Source organism: Neptuniibacter sp. PT8_73, assembly GCF_047778045.1.
Classification (GTDB): Bacteria; Pseudomonadota; Gammaproteobacteria; order Pseudomonadales; family Balneatricaceae; genus Neptuniibacter.
The window spans coordinates 2,303,154-2,323,552 of sequence record NZ_CP180545.1 but is presented as its reverse complement, the minus strand read 5'-3'; the positions used below and the strand labels follow the sequence as shown (position 1 = coordinate 2,323,552).

Sequence of the window (20,399 nt, the reverse complement as noted above, 5' to 3'; positions counted from 1 at the left end):
ATTCAATCTGTGAGTTGACCTCTAATCTTCTCAATACGTTTTCTATTTACACCAAAATCTGAGTACCCAACACGGGAGGCGGATCGAACTTCAATCAACGTTTCGTCCGTTTCCTTTTCCTGGAGTAAGAACTCCACGTCATCAACAAAACGGAAGATTCTGGAACTAAATTCAGCCCGGATATAGGTATCTTCCTGAACCGTTACTTTCGTCCGTGCAGATTCCGCGAGAATTCTCAAAAGCATCGCTTTAGCTTCTGTTGTCGAAGTGCTTACCCGGATCGGCTCAATATAGTGATCAGCATCTTTATCCTGACTACAAACACAGTTAGGTGAAGAGGGGCAAGGCTGTAGTCGACCGTTTTCCAATCCAAGTTGTGGCATGGTTCCAGAGCATCCGGTTAAGAGTAATAGACTGAGTAAAGTGGTTAGAGTTGGTTTATTCAAGGTTATTCCTTTAATAAGGCCTTTGTTGATATGGATCTTCGTTCTTTTGTATCGGTTTCGTTATTTGGACTGTCGAAAACAATTACATTCTCCTTATCTAAGTGTCGACCTTTCTTACAGTTGTATACGCAACTTAAATGTAATTCGCAAAACTTGCTTTTCATAACAGAGGGTTAGTGGGGTTGTTTTTTTTGGCTTGATTTTTGCTTTTCTAGTGGTGTAAGTCGTTTAAAAGATTAATCGAATTTGATGGTATAAAACGTCATTAAGGATAATAGCTTTTAATATTGTGATTACTTAAGATTTACTGAAATTAAATTTTCCCCCTTCACGTGGGTGATGACCATATAAATTGTGACTGCCGCAACATTGGATGGCAGACAAACATGGAGAGTTAAGATGGCTAAAGTTACAGCCAACACATCCTTCGATATCGACCTATCAGGCGACGGCTTTAGTGAGGGCTATCAAGCTACCTCTTACAAGGCTACATCTACCTCCTTCACTATTTATTATGGTAGTTCCAGTTTTTACAGTCGGATAACGGGTAAGAATTTTTCTTATACTCAAGACGGTGCTCTGAAAGGAGGCACAATAACGGGTCTAAAGGATTATTACTTCGGTGACAGTGTAACTGTCAGTGGTCTTTCCGTTTCTGCTAGTAAATTAAGGAAGTACGTCCTTTCAGATGATGTAGAAGGGGCAATGGGCTATATGTTCCGTTTCTCTGACACCATGTCTGGAGGAGGAGGGAACGATATACTCAGTTCATATGCTGGAAATGACAAACTCTATGGTTATTCTGGAAATGATAATCTAATTGGAGGTTCTGGTAATGATGAACTATATGGTGGCTTAGGTAATGATGAATTAGATGGCGGCACTGGAAACGATATACTTGACGGGGGCTCTGGTGCAGATGTCATGCGAGGAGGTTACGGTGATGATACTTACGTTGTGGACAATGTAGGGGATTTGACTTTTGACGAATGGGATGGGGGAAATGATACAGTCAACTCGTATCTTGCCGATTATACTATCCATTCTGCTATCGAAAATGGACGGATAATGTCTGATAGCATTGCCAATATAACGGGCAATGGAAAAGATAACATTCTCTATGCAGGTCAAGGTAATAATGTCATTAATGGAGATTATGGTCAGGACGCTGTTTCATATCTCTACGCCCCATCTGCTGTAAATATAAACTTATCAATTACTACTGCCCAAGATACTGGTGGCTCTGGAACTGACAAATACGTATACATAGAGCACCTTCATGGAAGTAACTACGATGATACATTGTATGGCGGAACATATAGTGCCCATCTGAGAGGGAATGATGGGAACGATACTCTCGATGGTTCGGGTAACCTCAGTCTGAATAATACCTTATATGGTGATGCTGGTGATGACCTTCTTCTAGCTGGCAGAGGTCATAATCTCCTTGATGGAGGTACTGGTAATGACTCAGTTTCATACTATGAAGGATCTCTTTCCGGTAGAACAGTCGACCTTGCACTAACATCTGCTCAATCTACCGGTGGCTCTGGTACCGATACGCTGAACTCTGTAGAAAATATTTATGCGACTGATTTTGATGACATTATTTACGGTAATGGTGTTGCGAATACCTTAAAAGGTTACGCTGGTAACGATACTATAGATGGTCGTGCCGGAGATGATGCCCTATATGGAGACAGCGGGGATGATTTCCTCATTGGAGGTAGTGGCAATGATCTATTAGATGGTGGTAGTGATACCGATTCAGTGTCCTATTACGATGGAGCTACTTCTGGTATCAATGTTGACCTTTCCATTGCCACAGCCCAATCAATTGGTTCTGCAGGTACAGATACCCTTATCTCTATAGAGAACCTATACGCTACCGATTTTAATGATGAACTCTATGGTAATAGCGATGCCAACTATCTCAGAGGCTATGATGGTCATGATCTTTTAGATGGTCGTGGCGGTAATGACACCATGCGGGGTGATGCCGGGAATGATCTTTATATTGTCAGAGAAAGTGGCGATATTGTTGAGGAGTTTGCCGACGAAGGAATCGATCAGGTAAGTAGCTATTTATCTAGTTATACCTTAGGTGCTCATGTTGAATATGGGCAAATAATGTCTTCTGGTGCTGCAAATTTAACGGGCAATAGTCTTGATAACTACATCTATGCAGGTACGGGAGATAATGTTATTGATGGTGATTCCGGCTCTGATGCTATTTCATATCTTTACGCTGCCTCAGGGGTCACTGTCGATCTATCACTTAGCTCTGCTCAAAATACGGTAGGCTCGGGAATTGATACTTTATTTTCCATTGAGCACCTTTTTGGGAGCAACTTCGATGATGTGTTGTATGGATCAACAGATTCCAATTATCTCAGAGGTTATGGCGGTGATGATACCCTCAGGGGGGGAGCATCGGGTGATAACTATTTAATTGGAGATGAAGGAGATGATGCGCTTATAGGTGGCACTGATAATGATGCCTTTGATGGCGGTGCTGGTTCTGATCTGGTTTCTTACTATGAGACTGCTACCTCGGGTATTTCAATTGATCTCGCCCTGAATTCTGCTCAATCTTCTACAGGGGGCTCCGGAACGGACACCCTGATCTCTATAGAACGCCTTGATGCTACTGATTTTGATGATGTTCTGTACGGTAATTCTCAAGCCAATATACTTAAAGGATTTGAAGGCGATAATATCCTTCATGGTCGTGATGGCAACGATACTCTGATCGGTGGCACCGGGGATGACACTTTCAACGGCGGCACAGGTGCTGACACAGTTTCCTACTACGATTCGGCTACATCAGGCATTTCCATTGATCTTTCTTTGTCTTCTGCCCAATCTTCTACAGGTGGTTCTGGCACAGATACATTGATTTCCATTGAGCGCCTTTACGCAACTGATTTTGATGATTCTTTATATGGTACAGACAAAGCCAATATCTTAGTGGGCTACGATGGTAATGATTACCTTGATGGCCGTGCAGGTAACGACACCATGCGCGGTGGTGATGGTGATGACATCTATCGGGTCCGGGACAGCGGTGATGTGGTACAGGAATCCAGTGGAGAAGGCACTGATTTTGTTCACAGCCATCTAACGAACTATACACTCAGTGATCATGTTGAAGATGGTCGTATTGTTATTGGTGCGAATGCGAACCTGACCGGTAATAGTCTTGATAACACGCTTTATGCAGGTCGGGGCAGCAATGTTATTAAGGGTGGGGCAGGCACAGATACAGTCAGTTACCTCCAAGGGGCTAAATCGGGTATTACGGCAAAACTGGACACAACTGCATCGCAGTCTACAGGCGGTTCTGGCTCTGATCGTTTGATCTCAATCGAAAACCTCTTTGGCAGTAATTTTAACGACAAGCTCTACGGCAATGATGGTGCCAATTCCCTAAGAGGTTATGAAGGCAACGATCTCCTGGATGGACGTGCGGGCGATGACACCATGCGTGGTGATGCCGGTAACGACCACTATTATGTTCGGGACAGCGGTGATGTTGTTGAAGAATTTGTTGATGAAGGAACCGACCGCGTCAATAGTTATATATCCAGTTATACCCTGACGGATCACGTTGAGCAGGGACGTATCATGTCTTCCGGTTCAGCCGATTTAACGGGTAACAGCCTTAATAATTTCATCTTTGCTGGTAAAGGTAGCAACAGTATCGATGGCGACACTGGCACTGATACAGTTTCCTATCTTTACGGTGCAAAATCCGGTGTGACTGTTGACCTTTCTATAACGACTGCACAAAACACCCTCGGATCTGGTACAGATACACTCATCTCCATAGAACGTTTATACGGTTCAAACTTCAACGATAAGTTGTATGGCACAACAGGTTCAGATTACTTGAGGGGTTATAACGGCAATGACCGACTCAGTAGTGGTGGCTCTGGAGATAACACATTAATTGGCGATGGCGGTAATGATTACCTGCTTGCCGGTAGTGGAAATGATCTTCTCAATGGGGGAAGTGGTACCGATACTGTTTCTTACCTTAATGGAGCCACTTCGGGAGTTACAATCAAGCTCTCTACAACTGCCGCGCAAGATACTGGTGGAGCCGGTACCGATACACTCATCTCAATTGAGCGCCTTTACGGTTCTAACTTTAATGACAGCTTATACGGCAACAATGGCGCAAACAGGCTAAGAGGCTACGACGGCGACGATATTCTTGATGGTCGTGGTGGCAAGGATATCCTACGTGGTGACGGGGGCAACGATACTTACTTTGTCCGACATAGTGGTGATGTCGTCCAAGAATATAGTGGCGGCGGTACTGATAGAGTGAATAGCTACCTGTCAAAACACACCCTGGCAAAATACGTCGAAGAAGGACGTATTATGTTGAATGGTAAAGCAGACCTTACCGGTAATGGGCACAAGAATGTCATCTACGCGGGCAAGGGCAGTAATGTGATCGATGGTGGTTCAGGCCAGGATACGGTGAGTTATCTGTACGGCGCTACTGCTGGCATCAGGGCCAAACTTTATTCAACAGCGACCCAATCGACAGGTGGTTCTGGCAGTGACCGGTTTAAATCCATCGAAAACCTTCACGGCAGTAACTTTAACGATAAGTTATATGGCAACGATAAGGCTAATTTCTTAAGGGGTCATGACGGAAACGATCGACTGGATGGTCGTGGCGGTAATGACAAACTGCAGGGTGATGGTGGTAACGATTACTATTATGTCAGAACCAGTGGAGACGTTGTTACGGAATTTGCTGGGGAAGGGACAGACCGTGTCCATAGCTATATAACCAATTACACGCTAACGGAGCATGTCGAACAGGGACGTATCATGTCCACTAAAGCGGCAAATTTAACCGGTAACGACCTGGATAACTACCTTCTTGCCGGAAAAGCTAAAAACACCATTGATGGTGGTGATGGCACGGACACAGTTTCATACATTGCTGGAGCAACAAAAGGTGTTATCGTCGATTTGGACGTTGCCGGTGCACAGAATACGGTTGGTTCTGGTTCCGATACCCTAACGTCTATCGAAAACCTCTACGGTTCAAACTACAACGATAAACTTTACGGCACTGACAGTGCTAATGAGCTGAAAGGCTATAAAGGTAATGACACCCTTGAAGGTCGAGATGGTAATGACATCCTAATCGGTGATGCCGGTAATGACATCTTATTTGGCGGTAACGGTGCAGATCAACTGGAAGGTGGAGACGGCGATGACCTCTATATCTTCTCTCAGGGTGATTCGCCTGTCATGACTTTTGATGGGGTCGACACCTTTACCGCATTGAATGGTCTGGATGTCATCAGTGATTTCACGCTGGGGGATGACTCAATTGACCTGAGTTCACTGGATTTTTCCAATGCGTTCACCGGCACGGCTCAAGACGAGAATGTCTCCATTTTGGATGGTGACTGGGATGGTACCGAGTTCGTGGTCTCGAATACGGGTAGTGATGCACTGGTTGTCTATGACGGTGATGACTCAGCTGCAGCGAACTTCACGGGTATTGTTTTGAGTGATTTTGATGAATCACTGCTTCAAATTACGAGCAGTGAAGATGGTATTACGATCTCTTAAGTCAGAGATTAATCCAGTCTTGTAGCAATATGAGCCCCGTGCATAACCAGCATGGGGCTTTCTTTTTAGATTTGTTGTTAGCAGGTCAAAACCCTTTCAATCATCTGACTTTGTTTGCGGGCGAGATCTTCGGATTTTTTATTCAGGTTCAGTGTTTGGCTGGCCTGAGAGACTACGTTTTATGAGTTGCGTTGAATGGTGAAGATCTGTTCATTCATCTCAACGGCCACTGCATTTTGTTGCTCTGTTGCGGAAGCAATCTGAGCGGTCATATTACTGAGTTCATCTACGGCGGTGAGTATTGCCTTGAGGCTTGAGCCGGCTTCCTGAATTTTCAGAACAGATGTGTCCGTCAGTTCACGGCCGTTGACCATTGATCCTGAGATCAGGGTGATCTCTTGCTGTAGGGCGGTGATGATGTCGTTGATCTCTTGAGTTGAGTTCTGCGTACGTTGGGCAAGTTGACGTACTTCGTCTGCGACGACGGCAAACCCTCGACCGTTTTCTCCAGCTCTGGCTGCTTCTATCGCGGCGTTGAGTGCCAGAAGGTTGGTTTGTTCTGCAATATCACTGATAACCACAACAACCTTACCGATGTTTTCGCTGCTCTGTTTTAGGTTATCGATATTATGATCAATCTGGTTTATTGCTTGGTCCAGAGAGGTCATTGCGTTCACGGCGCTATCCACAATAACACCCCCATGATTTGTATCATCCTGAACCTGATGAACTTGTTGTAACGCTTCAGCTGTAGTTTGTGCAACAGAACTGGTTGCGCTGGAGACCTGGGACATTGCTGCTGCCAGTTGTTGCAGAGATCGTTGTTGTTCTTCAGCTTCGCGACAGGTGGTATCCATTACTTCGGTGGATTCGCTGGCGCTAGTTTGTACTTCGTTGGAAGCGGCGCTGATCCTTCGCAGGATCGCATCCAGTTGTGATTGCAGCATGGTCTGGGTCAGTGCTGCCCAATATCGTTGGTGGTGCCGGTGTAGATCAACTGCTTAACCTGATGATTTACCAGCTTGCGACTCTCTTTGATCACATTCTCCAAAGTGTGGGTGAGGTAAAACATTATGCCTATACCAAACACGAGGGAGCTGACTGCAATGGCTATGGCAAAGGCAGTAGGTAGATCAAGCATTATGGCTGCTAGCATCGGCACGAAGGTAATGAGAAAGGCTGAGAGCATTCGGAATGTCACTCTTGGATTCGGTTTGCTGAGTGCTTTGGGGCTTTTACCTTGTTTACGTAGGGTGTAGATATGATCAGCGCGGTCTATAACTTCGGTTTTTGGTGTGCGGTAGATGCACTGGTATTCGATGATGTTGCCATCTTCCATAATGGGAATAACGTAGGTGTCGACCCAGAAGGTATTGCCATTTTGGGTGCGGTTTTTGATCATTCCCATCCATGATTTTCCCTGTGTAACTGTACTCCAAAGATCTTTAAATGGGCCGTCTGGCATGTCTGGATGTTTGAGTATGCGGATATTTTTACCCATCAACTCGTCTGGGCTGTAACCAGTGAGGTTTTGCATTCCCTGACTGCAGTAGAGGATGTTGCCTTTTGGGTCCGTTGTTAACACATAAGCGTCGTTTTCTGCGTTCATCTATCCCACCTGATTTTTGTTTTTATAACGGTTGATTGCTGTATTGAAAGCTGAGCAATTCGGGATAACAAAGCAGAATAGGTGCCAACCTACATGAATGCTAATGATCTGATTTTATGGGGTTTATAGGATATTTGATTGGCTGGATTTAAACTAAAGTTTAACGATTTGCTGAAGAAGACATTTTTTATCACAGCAAATCATCAATTCATTAAAGGCGATAACTTAGGGATATTTATACGTCATCAGCCGCAAGGATAGTCACTCGATTTCGTCCGGCATATTTGGATTCATATAGCGCTTTATCAGCTCGTTCGATAAAGCTGTCCATATCATCGTTATAGTACCAACTGGTTGCGCCAAGGCTGATGCTTACTCGTTTAACGGTTTCAAAGTGATGCTGATCGACGGTTTTACGCAAGGTTTCTGCAACATGGCTAACTGCGTCAAGATCGGATCTTGGCAGTAGCACCATAAACTCTTCACCACCCCAGCGGGCAAAGAAGTCATAGCTACGAATATGCCGTTGTACAATTTTCGCAATTTCTATCAGTACCTGATCACCCACCTGATGACCGTAGGTGTCGTTAACCAGCTTGAAGTGGTCCAAATCAAACATAACCAGACCTAGAGTTAATGCTCCAGTTCCGGCCTTTTCAATCTCTTGTTTGAGGAACTTTTCAAAGCCAGCACGGTTATTGATACTGGTTAAACTGTCGGTAAAGGCTTTCTGTTGCAGCACTTCCTGATTCTCAATGTGCTGGGTGATATCGCGATGTGACTCCAGAATTTTAACGACATTGCCTTTTTCATCGAACATTGGGCTGGCAAGCACTTCCACATAGAAGGGCAGGCCTTGGGCATCGAAATGTTTGTGCACAACGCTACCGGCTTTCTTACTGGCTAGCACCGAAGTAATAGGGCAGGGTTCGTCGCAGCCACTACAGGGTTTATCGGTTTTATGTGACAGCTGATAACAGGTGAGTCCATCTATCTTTTGATCCTTTTTCAGATAGGTAGCGCTTGCTGCCTGATTGGCTGAAACCACTTTATAGGTATTAACGTCGATGACCAGAGTTGGGTCAGGAATGGTATCCAAGAGAAGTTGAACATATGCACGAGACTTCTCCAGCTCAGATTCGGCCTGTTTAACGGCATCAATATCCATAAGGAAGGCATAGAGCTCTACTGCTTCGTTGTTTTCGTCCCGAATGACGCGAATGGTGTCTCTGACCCAGCGGGTTTCACCAGAGGCATCAACTATTCTGTACGGAGAACGGTCGAACTTGCCTTTCTTCTCTTTAAGGGCGTTTGTCAGTTCCTGAGTCATTCCCGGTAAATCATCTGGTGCCACAATACTGGCGAAGCCTAACTCCCCATTGAGGAACTGCTCTTTATCGTAACCAAAGACTTCTGTCAGGTTTCTGGAGACCTGTTCAACCGGCCAGCCGAACTCATTACGCCAGCGGAACATAACGGCAGGACCATCCGCGAAAAGCATAAAAGGGTCAGGTCTTGCATTGTGCATACAGGCTGCAACATTCAAGACCTGACCCTCTCTGCTACGGCAAGTATGTAGTCTGTACCCTAAGGTGGTTGCTAACAAACTTGTTAAGGGCAGATTGCACGTTGCCCCCAACTTACTAATAACGAAATTAACAACGCTAACGTAAATGTTCTTACCGGCCACCCCATTGGTACTAAAATGAGAACAATTGCGGGATAACAAATTATATAAAGCCAGCTTTGAACATTCAGTTTGCTCATTTTATTGTGGATATCTTCAAAGCTATTAGAGAAATAGTCTAGGTCATCCTTTGGAAGCCTATAAAAATAGCCAAAAACTGCCAGACCTCCTACAAGGAGGCAAGTTGCAATTATTGGGGCGATAGAAAAGCACTCCATGCTTGAAAACTCCAAATATCTAGCTGAAAAAGTAGGAGATTAGTGATGATTTGCTCAAACTGCTCGTTCTTCGAAATATTAAAGGCATAATTCAACCTTTCCAGGCCCAGCTGAGTAACAAGCCTCTTGCAAGCAACGTTTTTCTATCTCAGACAAAGTACCATCAGCTAACGCGTTAGGAAATATAGAAAGTTTCGGCTTCCGTTTAAGTAATCCGGTTGCTCCAAGCTGCTTTAAACCATCATTCATACCCGAATAATTTTCTTAGCAAATGGATATATTACTAATGCCATTACAAGCCATGTTTCGAGAAGGTAGCCAGCCACTAAGTCAGGTAGCTTAATACCTACAGACATAAGAACGGATCCAATCACAAGCAAAATACCGAAACTTATGATTAAGCAGCCAATGTACGTTTTTACGAACTTCAAAATTTAATACCTTGTTTAAGAATCACTGATGCTTATCTCATAACTCTAAGTAAATAACTGTGTATTACGATTCTTGTTTGAACCGCTTACAAGCCGATATTTGTTTCTAAAAATTGCTGACCGTGAGCACTTAGTAGCCATCCGAAAGCTCCAATATTTATTACAACTGTTATCCAATACACTTGTTTGAATTCTTTTTTACGGGATTTGTGCCTTAATTTACTTTGGGCTAAAAATGCGCCAGGCCAACCCCCGACCAACGATAACAAGTGAAGCTGGCTTTCTGAAGTACGCCATCTATTATTTTTAGCAGCTGATTTGTCAAAAGCATAAGTAATAAACGTTACTACGCTGGCCGCAGCGTAAAGATATAAAATTTCAAATGGCAAAAATTTGAGAAAGACTGTAATAACTACCGCCGCACAAAAAGAAATTGCTAAGGCCGCTCCTATTTTTCGGCTTGGAGGAGAAGCTTTTCTATTAGCCCTTTTATCACTAACTAAGCTTATGTTTACCGCTTTGTATTTACCCGTTGTATCTTTAACTTGTTCATAAATAATTAGGTCGCCATCAGCGGGCCTTCTAGATGGTTTCTGAAATGATTTGATATGAACAAAAGAATGGTCACCGCCTCCGTTTGGTTCAACAAAACCAAATCCTCTGTCATCATTCCAGTTAGTAAGTTTTCCTTGGAATCTCAACTGTTATTCCTTTTAGTTTAAGCCCGCGATAAATGGTAGAGCGCATACAACGTCCAGCCCATAGGGAGAATATTGATAGCCTTGTTATCCAAGGACTGCCCCTTGCTTCACAGCTAGTGTTTCTATTTTAGAGGCTATCTCGTATGGGTTTTTTACCGCTTTGATGCAGGGATGGGCTTCTTCATGTGGGTCTATAACCAGCAGAACAGTACCAAGGGAGAAAAAGCTCCATGGTTTTTCATCTAACACATAAATATCAACAACGTCTTTTAAATCAATTTCATAAGATTCTCTCTCGAGCAAGCTGCCAGATACAAATGCTTGACTGTCTGACACCTCATATCTCATAGTCTTTGCGTCAATTAAAAGGACTGCAATGGCTAAAATTGCAAGACTGGCTAAAAGATTACTATATTGGTTTAAAACCAGTGCTATTACCAAAAGTACCAGATATTGGTAAAAGTAAAGCAGATAAGAGCTTCTTGCTTTCCATTTGATTTTTATCATATTCCTTCCTAATGGCCTAACACTTAACTAAGGTGAGCGCAAAGCATGATCTTAATTAAGCCTTGTTAATTTTTATCTCGGTATCTTGGGTTGTATTTAATCATTGCCTTTTTATTCCACTCTTTGAAAGTCTTAATTCTATCGAGCTCTTCATCAAGAACGATATCTCGTTTGGGGTCAGTATATAGAACCTCTACTAATTCAGAGTACTCGTCACAATCAATTTCGAATGGTCTCCATTCGATCCCACCGCTCATTCCACTATCTGATACTGATTTACAGAAAGCATCATTCAGTACTGTTAGAGGTGGCATAACCTTCAAACATGCCAGTGCAAACCCTAAAAAAGGATGAAGAAAAATAAATTCATCTAATGGGTGGTTTTCCCAAGGGGCAGAAGTTTCTCCTACTCCATACAAGTGCCTTACTTTAACTGTTCGCATAGCTTATCTTTAGAAGTTAATGCCTAATGTATTCTTGCTGGATGCGTGAGATGTCATATTGTTGTGAATTCCTAACTATTGATTGATGGTGCAGAAAAAGTACTAAATTCTTTACAGAAGTAACTTTGTTGAAATATGGTTTTTTCTGCGGGTTCTCAGTATTAATCCCTAAGCGGTCCGCTATTGCCAAATAGATATCATCAAGATCTTCAGGGTCCATATTGTAAGTATCTTCAAACTTATCTTCGGTTTTATGGGAAAAGCCTTTCCGTCGTATTTCCCAAGCCAAAGATGAAGTTCATTCCAAACTTCTCTCATGATTTTCGTGTCGACGCTTCTATAGTCGAAGGATTTGGCATATTTGCATATATCGACTTCGCCACGCTCGCCGGACAGCCGTTGCATCCTGATATGTTCAAAAGTGCCTAGGATTAACATAAGGATTACAATTACTCCAATTACGTATGGAACTTCCATATGTTTACCTATGCATAACGCTTTTGTAATTTAGAGCATCGCTGTGAAGCTGCGCAGTTTGCGCTCGAGCCCGAAGGGTGATTGTTAGCAAACTTGTTATATTTCATTAAATACCACCATCGTTCCCGCTGTTGTCATTTGGCGGAATTATTGTATTTCTACCTCCAAGGTCAGCTCCATGACCTCTACTTGGAAGGAATTGAAAAGTAGCTCCTAAAATACCGAAGCCTAACACGCACGCTAACGGGACCCACTCTAGCTCTGAGGTAGCTTGATAGCTCTCGAATACATATTTGAGAATGAGCGAAGCAAATATGAGGTAAATGATCCAACCGAAAAAACTTGTCCCTGTTTTAATTTCCACGATTTACCCTATGAGTTATAGCGCCGCCATAAAGGGCAGAGCGCATGTGACGTCCAGCCCGTAATACTGTCTTTGATGTTTTTTAGTGCTGGTAGCTCAAACTTACCCTCGATTTAATCCTAGCTATCTCTAGATATAGGTTGATAGGCTTTTTACTGATTAGGCTACAACGACACAAAATTCCTTTGCATCTTCCTTGTTAGTGTTCATTAATTCTAAGTTCCCCGCGTTCGATAACTGCACGCAATGACTTTTCACACTGGTTATTCTTGTGAATACAGAGGTGAGTATCCATATTGTTGCCATATTTAGATCTAGGGAACTCTTTAAGGCCATATTTGAATTGCTCAGGAGCACTATTGAATTGGTTATGATGGAAGTCGTCTAATTGTGTGCAAATTAGATTCATGTATTTATCTAATTTTTCTTTGTTATACGTGAGCATGCCATATCTTGCACTTTTGGCTCTGTCTGAAAACAGGTTAAAAAAAACTTTTTTATTTCTACCAAGGCACGCAGTAAGCGTTTTATCAAAAAAATCTAACACTAACTGCGTATCTATATATTCACCTTGTTGTTGCGGAATATTGGTAACATCAATTAACTGGTTATTAGTTGATTTGATGACGGTTTGGGTACTGTTGGGTACATTGTATTTGCATGGAGAAGAGAAATACCCAGTTTTGCCCTGATCAGTTTTACACTTGTATATTCCAGCAGAATGAGCTTGATTTATCGGACTAAAGATTAGTAATAGAAGGAGTGTGGTTAATCTTTTCATGGGTGCTCCGTGCTTGATGGGTCTTCCTTAATGCACCCAATACTGGCAGAGATAGTGGGATATGAAAAGTGCAGGAGAGTACTGATTTGTCTTGAATCTTTTTCTCTAGCCACAAAGTGGCGTTCTAAAAGCGTAGCGATCTCTAGCCAAAGGCGTCCTCTAGCAGCGAAGCTGCGTCCTGCCTTTAACCAACAACATCCAACTCTCTCTGCTTAAATTCTGCACCCAATCCCTCAACAAGCTCCCGACACTGAACAACATCAACACCCTCTAACCCATTAATTGCCGATACCTGTACATCATCAATCAATTCGCTAGCGCGTTTGATAAAGGTTTGTACTGCTTGGTAAGAGTCGGGTAGGGTAGGTTGGCAATGTTGTTGATAGACCGTCTCGTCTTGAGCGTTCAGCGAGATCGATAGTGAATCTATGCATACTGCTAGTTCAGGCACTATGTCGCGTTTGTGGAAGAGGCTACCGATGCCGTCGGTATTGATACGGGTTTTGCCGCCGTTTTCTTTTACCCAAGTAGCGATTTTCAACAGAGCTTTTAGGCGAAGTGTGGGTTCGCCATAGCCACAAAATACGATTTCATCGTAATTGGTTGGGTTACCGATTAAGGGGATGATCGTGTCTGCTTCTGGTCGTTTGCTGAGATAGAGTTCGTGACCTTTAACTTCGGTTGAGCCGTTATGTTTTGGGCAGAATTGGCAGGCGAGAGTGCAACGGTCGGTTAAGTTGATGTAGAGGCTATTGCGGATCTGATAAACGTAGCTGTCTTGGTGTTCGCATGAGGTAGAGCGTTTTGCAGGGTTGGGGCGTTTTTGTGTCATAGCTTACTGCTTATCAGCGATATTCATAGATAGAAATCTACTTTAGCAGGGCGAGTTAACGGAGGCGTTGATGCTTATCAAAAGTGACCCGGTTAGGGTGCAAACGCACCCTTTAACCGGTATCGAAGGGGAAGGTTTCGCTATGAATTTGGTGCGTTTTACGCGGCTGCTTGCTGGGCGCCGTGTTCTGGGTGAGTCGCTATAAAGTGGTTGAGTACTTTTTGCAGCATTTCTGCGTGACCATAATTGTGATCACGCTGTGCTTTGGCGATGTCATCCATAATAATTCGTTTAATTTTCTGTTCGCCGTCATGGGTAATCATGTAGTGACCGAGAGCCATGGCGATCATTGGGTCCATGTGTTCGTGTTCTGCAATGGCATCAACTTCGTCTGCAGTTAGGTCACTTAGTTCCAGGCATTCTTCGTAGGTCAACATTTCTCTCTTCCTCTGCCTTTAACAGGCTATTTTTTTATGTGTATCGGAGTCTCTACCGGTCTCTCTCCAAACCGGTAAATAAGAGTTTAGGAGAGGAATTTAAGATTCTCTAATACATTAGGAGGATAAAAATTCACAATGAATATTCATTCAAGTATTGAAATTCATGTTGCAGCTGCGAAAGATGAGTTTGATTCAACTAAGGATTTGCCGTATTTAAAGGGCTAGAGGCGTGGTGCATAACAGCAGCCCTATTTTGGTGCGAATGAACCAGAATAGGGAGCTATAAAAATAATTTCTTTAGACGATTAAAGAATAACTGGAAAGTCGCTTTTTAGGCGTTCTAAAAGCGCTTGTTTTCCTTGCGGATTCTTTTGGGTGACATCTTCCCCAGCAGTAGGAAAATGGATGTCGCGAAGGCGGGATAACCAGAAGCGCAGCGCTGCGGTTTTCATCATTGCCGGTAACAGATCGATCTCCATCGGATCTAAAGGGCGGATCTCCTGATACATCTGCAGCATCTGCTGCGCTTTCTGGGTATCAAACTGATTATTGGATTCGTCAAAGCACCAAGCGTTAAGGGTAACGCTTAGATCGTATAGATAAGGTGTAGAGCAAGCGTGGTAGAAATCGATCAAGCCGGATAGACGTTCGCCATCAAACATAGCGTTGTCTGGGAACAGGTCTGCGTGTACAGGCCCAGAAGGTAATGTAGTCCAGTCGATATCACCGGTTTCCATCAGGCTGTTTTGTAATAGTGTTTGTTGCTCTTTATCTAGCTTCGGTAACACACGAGACGCTAGCTCGTTGCACCACTGCGGAATATGGCTGTATTCATCGAGTTCTAGCTGAGATGAGAGCTGGTGGAACTGAGCGAGGGTGCTACCAATTGTTTTTGCTTGTGAAAGCGTCGGTTGTTCTAGTGGTTCGCCTTTTAAGCAGTTCATTAATACAGCGGGTTTGCCGTTGAGCATGCCGAATAGATCACCGTTATTAAGATGAATAGGCTGAGCGCAGGCAAGCTCGTTAATCGCTAGATGATCAACTAGACCCAAAATAAAGGGCAGTTTCTCTTTAGGTACAGATTCAACCAGTGTTAGGACAAAGCGGCCTTGATCGGTATCGACAAAAAAATTGCTGTTCTCAACGCCTGCACTAATGCCTTTATAGCTTTGTAACTCACCGACAGCGTAGTTCTGAAGGTGAGTTTGAAGTTCTGAAAAGCTAACTGCGGTGTAAACTGACATTATCGGTCTTTGTCCTACTGGTGTATCTGTTAGTGATTTTTTGGGGATTCAGTGTTCTTTTGCAGCCACTGCCATAGGCTTTCTGCACAACTCTTACGCACTAGGATGTCGTAATCCTTAGTGTCGTGAAGAGACATAATGTTGATGCCTTCAGCTAGCTCAACATCAGTCACGGGTAAGCATGAAAACTGCTGGGTATTTGAGCTGCTTAGCAGGTAATGTATCGCTGCTTTATTTAAATACGCTTTTGAGCCGTCTTCGGAGGTTTCTAGTTTAAGATCTTCGCCAAAGGTTTCGCGCAGTGCTTGGAATACAGATTCATGTGCACCGGTAGGTGGTAGAACCAACCAACGGTTTTCGTTGATCCAAAGAATCGCTAAACGGCCCATGCAGGAGATGCGATTAACCGTTAGCGGTTGAGCAACGCCCATCACTTCACCCACGGCGATAAGCAGATCTTGGTCAGGCTCGGTATCCAGTGCAAGATCGCCAATAAAAGGGCGTTCTCGCACAATAATGCTATTAATTCGGCTGTCGTTGTCTATCGCTGCTTGGATGTTCAAATGAACCAGCGTGCCGCCTTGGGTGGCTTTGTTAGTATTGTTTTGCATAGACATTTTTACTCCTTTACAGGGCTTTTGCCTGTAAATCAGCGTGGTAAGAGGAGCGAACCATCGGGCCACTGGCAACATTCTTAAAGCCCAGCTCATAACCGATCTCTTCGTACTCTTTAAATTCTTCTGGCGTTACATAACGCTCTACAGCGAGGTGGTACTTGCTTGGCTGTAGGTATTGGCCGATGGTTAACATGTCGACATCATTAGCACGAAGATCTTTCATTACTTTGATGATCTCCTCTTTGGTTTCACCCAAACCAACCATCAAGCCAGATTTTGTATCGACTTCTGGATTTAAACGCTTAAATTGGTAAAGAAGGTTCAGCGAGTTATGGTAATCCGCACCCGGGCGTACCGATGGGTACAAGCTAGGTACAGTTTCCATATTGTGGTTCAGAACATCTGGAACCTGTTGAGATAAGATCTCTAATGCAAGATCAACTTTGCCGCGAAAATCTGGGACTAAGATCTCAACTTTTAGGTCGTCACTGACTTTACGTGCTTCTTTAACTACTTCAGCAAAGTGTGCAGCACCACCATCTCTTAGATCGTCACGATCTACCGAAGTGATAACCACATATTTAAGACCGAGCTTTTCGATTGTGGATGCACAATTCTTAGGCTCTTCTGGATCAAGCGCCATTGGTCGACCATGCGCTACATCACAGAAAGGGCAGCGGCGTGTACAGATAGCCCCCATGATCATCAATGTCGCAGTTTTGTGACTAAAGCACTCAGCCAAGTTAGGGCAGGATGCTTCTTCACAAACCGTATGCAATTTAAGGTCGCGAAGTTGTTTCTTAACCTTTTTTACATTGGCATTTGAGCGGGCATCTATACGAATCCATTCCGGTTTACGTAGGTGTTCTCTTTCTGGGTCTGGCTTATGACGCAGACGAGACATTTTTGATTCGCCTTTCAGCTCTTGTAGTGGAATCAATTCCATAGTGACACCTCGCGATGTTCAATTAAAAATAGAGGCCAAGCTGATAAGGGTGGTAGCCCGGCCTCCAAGACTTACGGGATGGAAACGGATTAACCGCGGTAGTAACGCTGCTCAATAAATGGTGCTTTAGAAACCACCATTGGTAGCTGCTTGTCACGTACTAGAGCGAAAACTTCTGTTTCAAGTGCAGAGTAAGCGGTTTCTACATAACCCATAGCTACTGGCTTGCCTACTGTTGGGCCGAAGCTACCAGAAGTAACAGTACCGATCTTTTCACCGTCAGCATTTACAAGGTCTGCGCCTTCACGGATCGGAGCTTTACCCGATGCGATAAGGCCAACGCGCTTACGGCTGTAGTTTTTGTTAGCGATCTGATCAAGGATCTTGTCAGCGCCTGGGAAGCCGGCCGCACGTTCGCCATCGGCACGACGGCACTTGCTGATCGCCCAGATAAGGCTACCTTCGATTGGCGTTGTTGTTGGATCTAGGTCGTGACCGTATAGGCAAAGGCCAGATTCCAAACGTAGAGAGTCACGTGCACCCAAGCCAATAAATTCAACTTCTGGCTGCTTTAGGAATAGGCGGCATAGGCGATCTGCATCAGCAGAAGGGATAGAGATCTCATAACCATCTTCACCTGTGTAACCAGAACGGCTCACGAAGCAATCAACGCCATCGATAGCGATGTGACGAGAGTCCATGAATACAAGTTCATTAACTTCTGGGCAGATGCGAGATAGTGCTTGTGCTGCTTCTGGGCCTTGAAGTGCAACCAGTGCGCGGTCATCAAGAACTTCTAGCTCAACGCCTTCGCCAAGGTTTGCGCGCATGTGAGCGATGTCCTGATCTTTACATGCAGCGTTAACTACAACGTAAAGGTGATCACCGTAGTTAGTTACCATCAGGTCGTCCATGATGCCGCCTTCATCGTTAGTGAAAAGGGCATAACGCTGTTTGCCTGCTGGTAGATCGATAATGTCTACAGGTACTAGTTTTTCTAGTTCAGCTGCAGCATTTTCGCCTGTTAGCTTAACCTGACCCATGTGAGATACATCAAAAAGACCAGCGTGATCACGGGTGTGAACGTGCTCTTTCTTTACACCTAGCGGGTATTGAACCGGCATTTCAAAACCTGCGAAAGGTACCATTTTTCCACCTAGCTCAATGTGCAGGTCATATAGAGGTGTTTTGCTCAGTTCGGACATTGTGTTCTCCATAATGCTTGTTCTGTGCAGCCTTCGTATTTACGAAGCTGCTTGTGTTCTTCAGGTGCAGTGCTTTGACTACAGTTCTTTAAGTACAATCTGATGGAAAAGCTCTATTGGGGTAAAACTCTTTCAACAGATTGTTCAGGCTTTAAAGGATCGGACCACCGTCGGTGATCCGATCTTTAGCTTTAAAGCTAAGGATTAAGCGTTTTTACCGTCAGTTGTATCAACTGGAGCACCGTTACGCGCGAAGTACTCTTTAGTCAGTTTGAAGACAACCGGGCTCAATAACGCCAGAGCAATCAAGTTAGGCAGAGCCATCATGGCATTTAGCGTATCTGCTACTAGCCAGATGAAATCCAGACTTACGATTGCGCCTACAGGCACCGCAATAATCCAAAGAACACGGTATGGTTTGATCGCTTTAACACCGAATAGGAACTCAACGCAGCGTTCGCCGTAGAAAGACCAACCGATGATTGTAGTGAAAGCGAATACCGCTAGAGCGATAGCTACTAGGTAGTTACCAACGCCAGGAAGGGCGTGAGCGAACGCTGCAGACGTTAGTGCTGCACCAGACTCACCTGATGTCCAAGCACCAGAAGTAATGATAACCAGACCAGTAATCGAACAGATGATTAGGGTATCGATAAACGTACCCAGCATCGCGATTAGACCTTGGCGAACAGGATCTTTTGTTTGAGACGCAGCGTGGGCAATAGGTGCAGAACCTAGACCCGCTTCGTTAGAGAAGACACCACGTGCTACACCGAAACGGATAGCCGCCCAAACAGCAGCACCCGCAAAACCACCTTCAGCCGCAGCTGGAGAGAATGCGTGAGTGAATACTAGATCCAATGCAGCAGGGATTGCTTCAGCATTAATTGCTAGTACAACTAGGCCTGCACCTAGGTAAGCGATTGCCATTAGAGGTACTAGAGAACCAGCAACTGCACCGATACGCTTGATACCACCAATCAGAACGGCACCTACAAGTACCATTAGGATCACGCCTGTTACCCAAACATCTAGGCCAAAGTTAGATTCTAGAACGTCTGCAACAGAGTTGGACTGTACCGTGTTACCGATACCGAAAGCGGCTACTGCACCAAAGATTGCAAATGCAGTACCTAACCAAGCCCACTTAGCGCCAAGACCGTTTTTGATGTAGTACATCGGACCACCAACATGGCGGCCTTCTTCGTCTACTTCACGGTACTTCACAGCCAGTACTGCTTCAGAGAACTTAGTTGCCATACCAACCAATGCGGTACACCACATCCAGAATAGAGCACCAGGTCCGCCTAGGAATACAGCCGTAGCTACACCGGCAATGTTACCAGTACCAACTGTTGCTGATAGCGCAGTCATTAGTGCTTGGAAGGGAGAGATTTCGCCTTCTTTTTCTTCTCCTTTTTTAGTTTTACGGCCTTCGAACAGAAGTTTGAAACCCGTACCTAGTTTAAGAAGAGGCATAAGACGTAGACCCAGCATTAGGAATAAACCAACGCCAAGAATAAGAACAAGCATCATAGGACCCCACACGATCCCATTAATGCTGCTGATGATAGAGGTTAATGTTTCCATGAACCTAGACTCCAATCGGATTGTTATTTTTATTTGAACGCACTTGGATTGTTTAAAACTTCTTAAAGCACCAGGGCAGAGCTTTTAGATTTCCAAACATGCTTACTTACAAAAGGTGAAGCTTTTGGCTTCGCTTACTTCGCTTGAATCTGCCACTCAAGAAAAAGAAAGGTTATTTGTGAAATAAGTTTCCAATACGAAACAAAGCTAGCGTAAGGGAAAATTAATTTCAACGAAAATATGTTGAAAAAGAT

Annotated in this window: 17 protein-coding genes; 1 reads left to right on the top strand and 16 read right to left on the bottom strand. The window is 44.1% G+C overall.

What is annotated here, in order from left to right:
• Window positions 1–2: 2 nt before the first annotated feature.
• Window positions 3–446 (bottom strand): DUF1499 domain-containing protein, encoded by a 444-nt coding sequence (locus ACMXYN_RS10325; RefSeq protein ID WP_415891746.1) that lies wholly within the window; start codon window positions 444–446, stop codon window positions 3–5.
• 399 nt (window positions 447–845) lie between these two features.
• On the opposite strand from ACMXYN_RS10325, the gene ACMXYN_RS10320 reads away from it, so the two are divergent.
• The gene (locus ACMXYN_RS10320) at window positions 846–6,053 is read left to right on the top strand and encodes a hypothetical protein (RefSeq protein ID WP_415891745.1); all 5,208 of its coding nucleotides are present in this window, start codon (window positions 846–848) and stop codon (window positions 6,051–6,053) included.
• Window positions 6,054–6,232: 179 nt separating this feature from the next.
• Here the strand turns inward: ACMXYN_RS10320 and ACMXYN_RS10315 are convergent, their stop codons facing one another.
• The 15 genes from ACMXYN_RS10315 to ACMXYN_RS10245 all read right to left on the bottom strand — a co-directional run bounded on the left by ACMXYN_RS10315 (window position 6,233) and on the right by ACMXYN_RS10245 (window position 20,145).
• On the bottom strand, window positions 6,233–7,000 hold the full coding sequence (locus ACMXYN_RS10315) for a methyl-accepting chemotaxis protein (protein WP_415891744.1): 768 nt from the start codon (window positions 6,998–7,000) through the stop codon (window positions 6,233–6,235).
• A gap of 8 nt (window positions 7,001–7,008) precedes the next feature.
• On the bottom strand, window positions 7,009–7,662 hold the full coding sequence (locus ACMXYN_RS10310) for a PAS domain-containing protein (RefSeq protein ID WP_415891743.1): 654 nt from the start codon (window positions 7,660–7,662) through the stop codon (window positions 7,009–7,011).
• Between the two features lie 235 nt (window positions 7,663–7,897).
• Complete coding sequence (locus ACMXYN_RS10305) at window positions 7,898–9,190, bottom strand: diguanylate cyclase (RefSeq protein WP_415891742.1); 1,293 nt, start codon at window positions 9,188–9,190, stop codon at window positions 7,898–7,900.
• Between the two features lie 894 nt (window positions 9,191–10,084).
• Complete coding sequence (locus tag ACMXYN_RS10300) at window positions 10,085–10,699, bottom strand: DUF1294 domain-containing protein (RefSeq protein ID WP_415891741.1); 615 nt, start codon at window positions 10,697–10,699, stop codon at window positions 10,085–10,087.
• 84 nt (window positions 10,700–10,783) lie between these two features.
• On the bottom strand, window positions 10,784–11,206 hold the full coding sequence (locus ACMXYN_RS10295) for a hypothetical protein (RefSeq protein ID WP_415891740.1): 423 nt from the start codon (window positions 11,204–11,206) through the stop codon (window positions 10,784–10,786).
• A 65-nt stretch (window positions 11,207–11,271) separates the two neighbouring features.
• On the bottom strand, window positions 11,272–11,649 hold the full coding sequence (locus ACMXYN_RS10290; protein WP_415891739.1) for a hypothetical protein: 378 nt from the start codon (window positions 11,647–11,649) through the stop codon (window positions 11,272–11,274).
• Between the two features lie 16 nt (window positions 11,650–11,665).
• The gene (locus ACMXYN_RS10285) at window positions 11,666–11,938 is read right to left on the bottom strand and encodes a hypothetical protein (RefSeq protein ID WP_415891738.1); all 273 of its coding nucleotides are present in this window, start codon (window positions 11,936–11,938) and stop codon (window positions 11,666–11,668) included.
• A 751-nt stretch (window positions 11,939–12,689) separates the two neighbouring features.
• The gene (locus tag ACMXYN_RS10280; RefSeq protein ID WP_415891737.1) at window positions 12,690–13,271 is read right to left on the bottom strand and encodes a hypothetical protein; all 582 of its coding nucleotides are present in this window, start codon (window positions 13,269–13,271) and stop codon (window positions 12,690–12,692) included.
• 184 nt (window positions 13,272–13,455) lie between these two features.
• The gene (locus ACMXYN_RS10275) at window positions 13,456–14,103 is read right to left on the bottom strand and encodes a TatD family nuclease-associated radical SAM protein (RefSeq protein WP_415891736.1); all 648 of its coding nucleotides are present in this window, start codon (window positions 14,101–14,103) and stop codon (window positions 13,456–13,458) included.
• A 158-nt stretch (window positions 14,104–14,261) separates the two neighbouring features.
• Window positions 14,262–14,540, bottom strand: coding sequence for a hypothetical protein (locus ACMXYN_RS10270; protein ID WP_415891735.1), 279 nt, complete (start codon window positions 14,538–14,540; stop codon window positions 14,262–14,264).
• Between the two features lie 308 nt (window positions 14,541–14,848).
• The gene (locus ACMXYN_RS10265; RefSeq protein WP_415891734.1) at window positions 14,849–15,787 is read right to left on the bottom strand and encodes a homoserine kinase; all 939 of its coding nucleotides are present in this window, start codon (window positions 15,785–15,787) and stop codon (window positions 14,849–14,851) included.
• A 29-nt stretch (window positions 15,788–15,816) separates the two neighbouring features.
• On the bottom strand, window positions 15,817–16,404 hold the full coding sequence (locus ACMXYN_RS10260; protein WP_415890993.1) for a sarcosine oxidase subunit gamma family protein: 588 nt from the start codon (window positions 16,402–16,404) through the stop codon (window positions 15,817–15,819).
• A 10-nt stretch (window positions 16,405–16,414) separates the two neighbouring features.
• Complete coding sequence (gene lipA, locus ACMXYN_RS10255) at window positions 16,415–17,350, bottom strand: lipoyl synthase (RefSeq protein WP_415891733.1); 936 nt, start codon at window positions 17,348–17,350, stop codon at window positions 16,415–16,417.
• A gap of 89 nt (window positions 17,351–17,439) precedes the next feature.
• Window positions 17,440–18,555, bottom strand: a complete 1,116-nt coding sequence (gene gcvT / locus ACMXYN_RS10250; protein ID WP_415891732.1) for a glycine cleavage system aminomethyltransferase GcvT — start codon at window positions 18,553–18,555, stop codon at window positions 17,440–17,442.
• A gap of 204 nt (window positions 18,556–18,759) precedes the next feature.
• Window positions 18,760–20,145: an alanine/glycine:cation symporter family protein gene (locus ACMXYN_RS10245; protein WP_415891731.1), complete on the bottom strand. Its 1,386-nt coding sequence runs from the start codon at window positions 20,143–20,145 to the stop codon at window positions 18,760–18,762.
• Window positions 20,146–20,399: the final 254 nt, after the last annotated feature.

Excerpts from the sequence above, each read along its gene's own strand:
- ACMXYN_RS10245 (WP_415891731.1), bottom strand. The coding sequence starts at position 20,145 with ATGGAAACATTAACCTCTATCATCAGCAGCATTAATGGGATCGTGTGG.
- ACMXYN_RS10260 (WP_415890993.1), bottom strand. The coding sequence starts at position 16,404 with ATGTCTATGCAAAACAATACTAACAAAGCCACCCAAGGCGGCACGCTG.
- ACMXYN_RS10295 (WP_415891740.1), bottom strand. The coding sequence starts at position 11,206 with ATGATAAAAATCAAATGGAAAGCAAGAAGCTCTTATCTGCTTTACTTT.
- ACMXYN_RS10270 (WP_415891735.1), bottom strand. The coding sequence starts at position 14,540 with ATGTTGACCTACGAAGAATGCCTGGAACTAAGTGACCTAACTGCAGAC.
- lipA (WP_415891733.1), bottom strand. The coding sequence starts at position 17,350 with ATGGAATTGATTCCACTACAAGAGCTGAAAGGCGAATCAAAAATGTCT.
- ACMXYN_RS10315 (WP_415891744.1), bottom strand. The coding sequence starts at position 7,000 with ATGCTGCAATCACAACTGGATGCGATCCTGCGAAGGATCAGCGCCGCT.
- ACMXYN_RS10275 (WP_415891736.1), bottom strand. The coding sequence starts at position 14,103 with ATGACACAAAAACGCCCCAACCCTGCAAAACGCTCTACCTCATGCGAA.
- ACMXYN_RS10310 (WP_415891743.1), bottom strand. The coding sequence starts at position 7,662 with ATGAACGCAGAAAACGACGCTTATGTGTTAACAACGGACCCAAAAGGC.
- ACMXYN_RS10290 (WP_415891739.1), bottom strand. The coding sequence starts at position 11,649 with ATGCGAACAGTTAAAGTAAGGCACTTGTATGGAGTAGGAGAAACTTCT.
- gcvT (WP_415891732.1), bottom strand. The coding sequence starts at position 18,555 with ATGTCCGAACTGAGCAAAACACCTCTATATGACCTGCACATTGAGCTA.
- ACMXYN_RS10280 (WP_415891737.1), bottom strand. The coding sequence starts at position 13,271 with ATGAAAAGATTAACCACACTCCTTCTATTACTAATCTTTAGTCCGATA.
- ACMXYN_RS10265 (WP_415891734.1), bottom strand. The coding sequence starts at position 15,787 with ATGTCAGTTTACACCGCAGTTAGCTTTTCAGAACTTCAAACTCACCTT.
- ACMXYN_RS10305 (WP_415891742.1), bottom strand. The coding sequence starts at position 9,190 with ATGCACAATGCAAGACCTGACCCTTTTATGCTTTTCGCGGATGGTCCT.
- ACMXYN_RS10320 (WP_415891745.1), top strand. The coding sequence starts at position 846 with ATGGCTAAAGTTACAGCCAACACATCCTTCGATATCGACCTATCAGGC.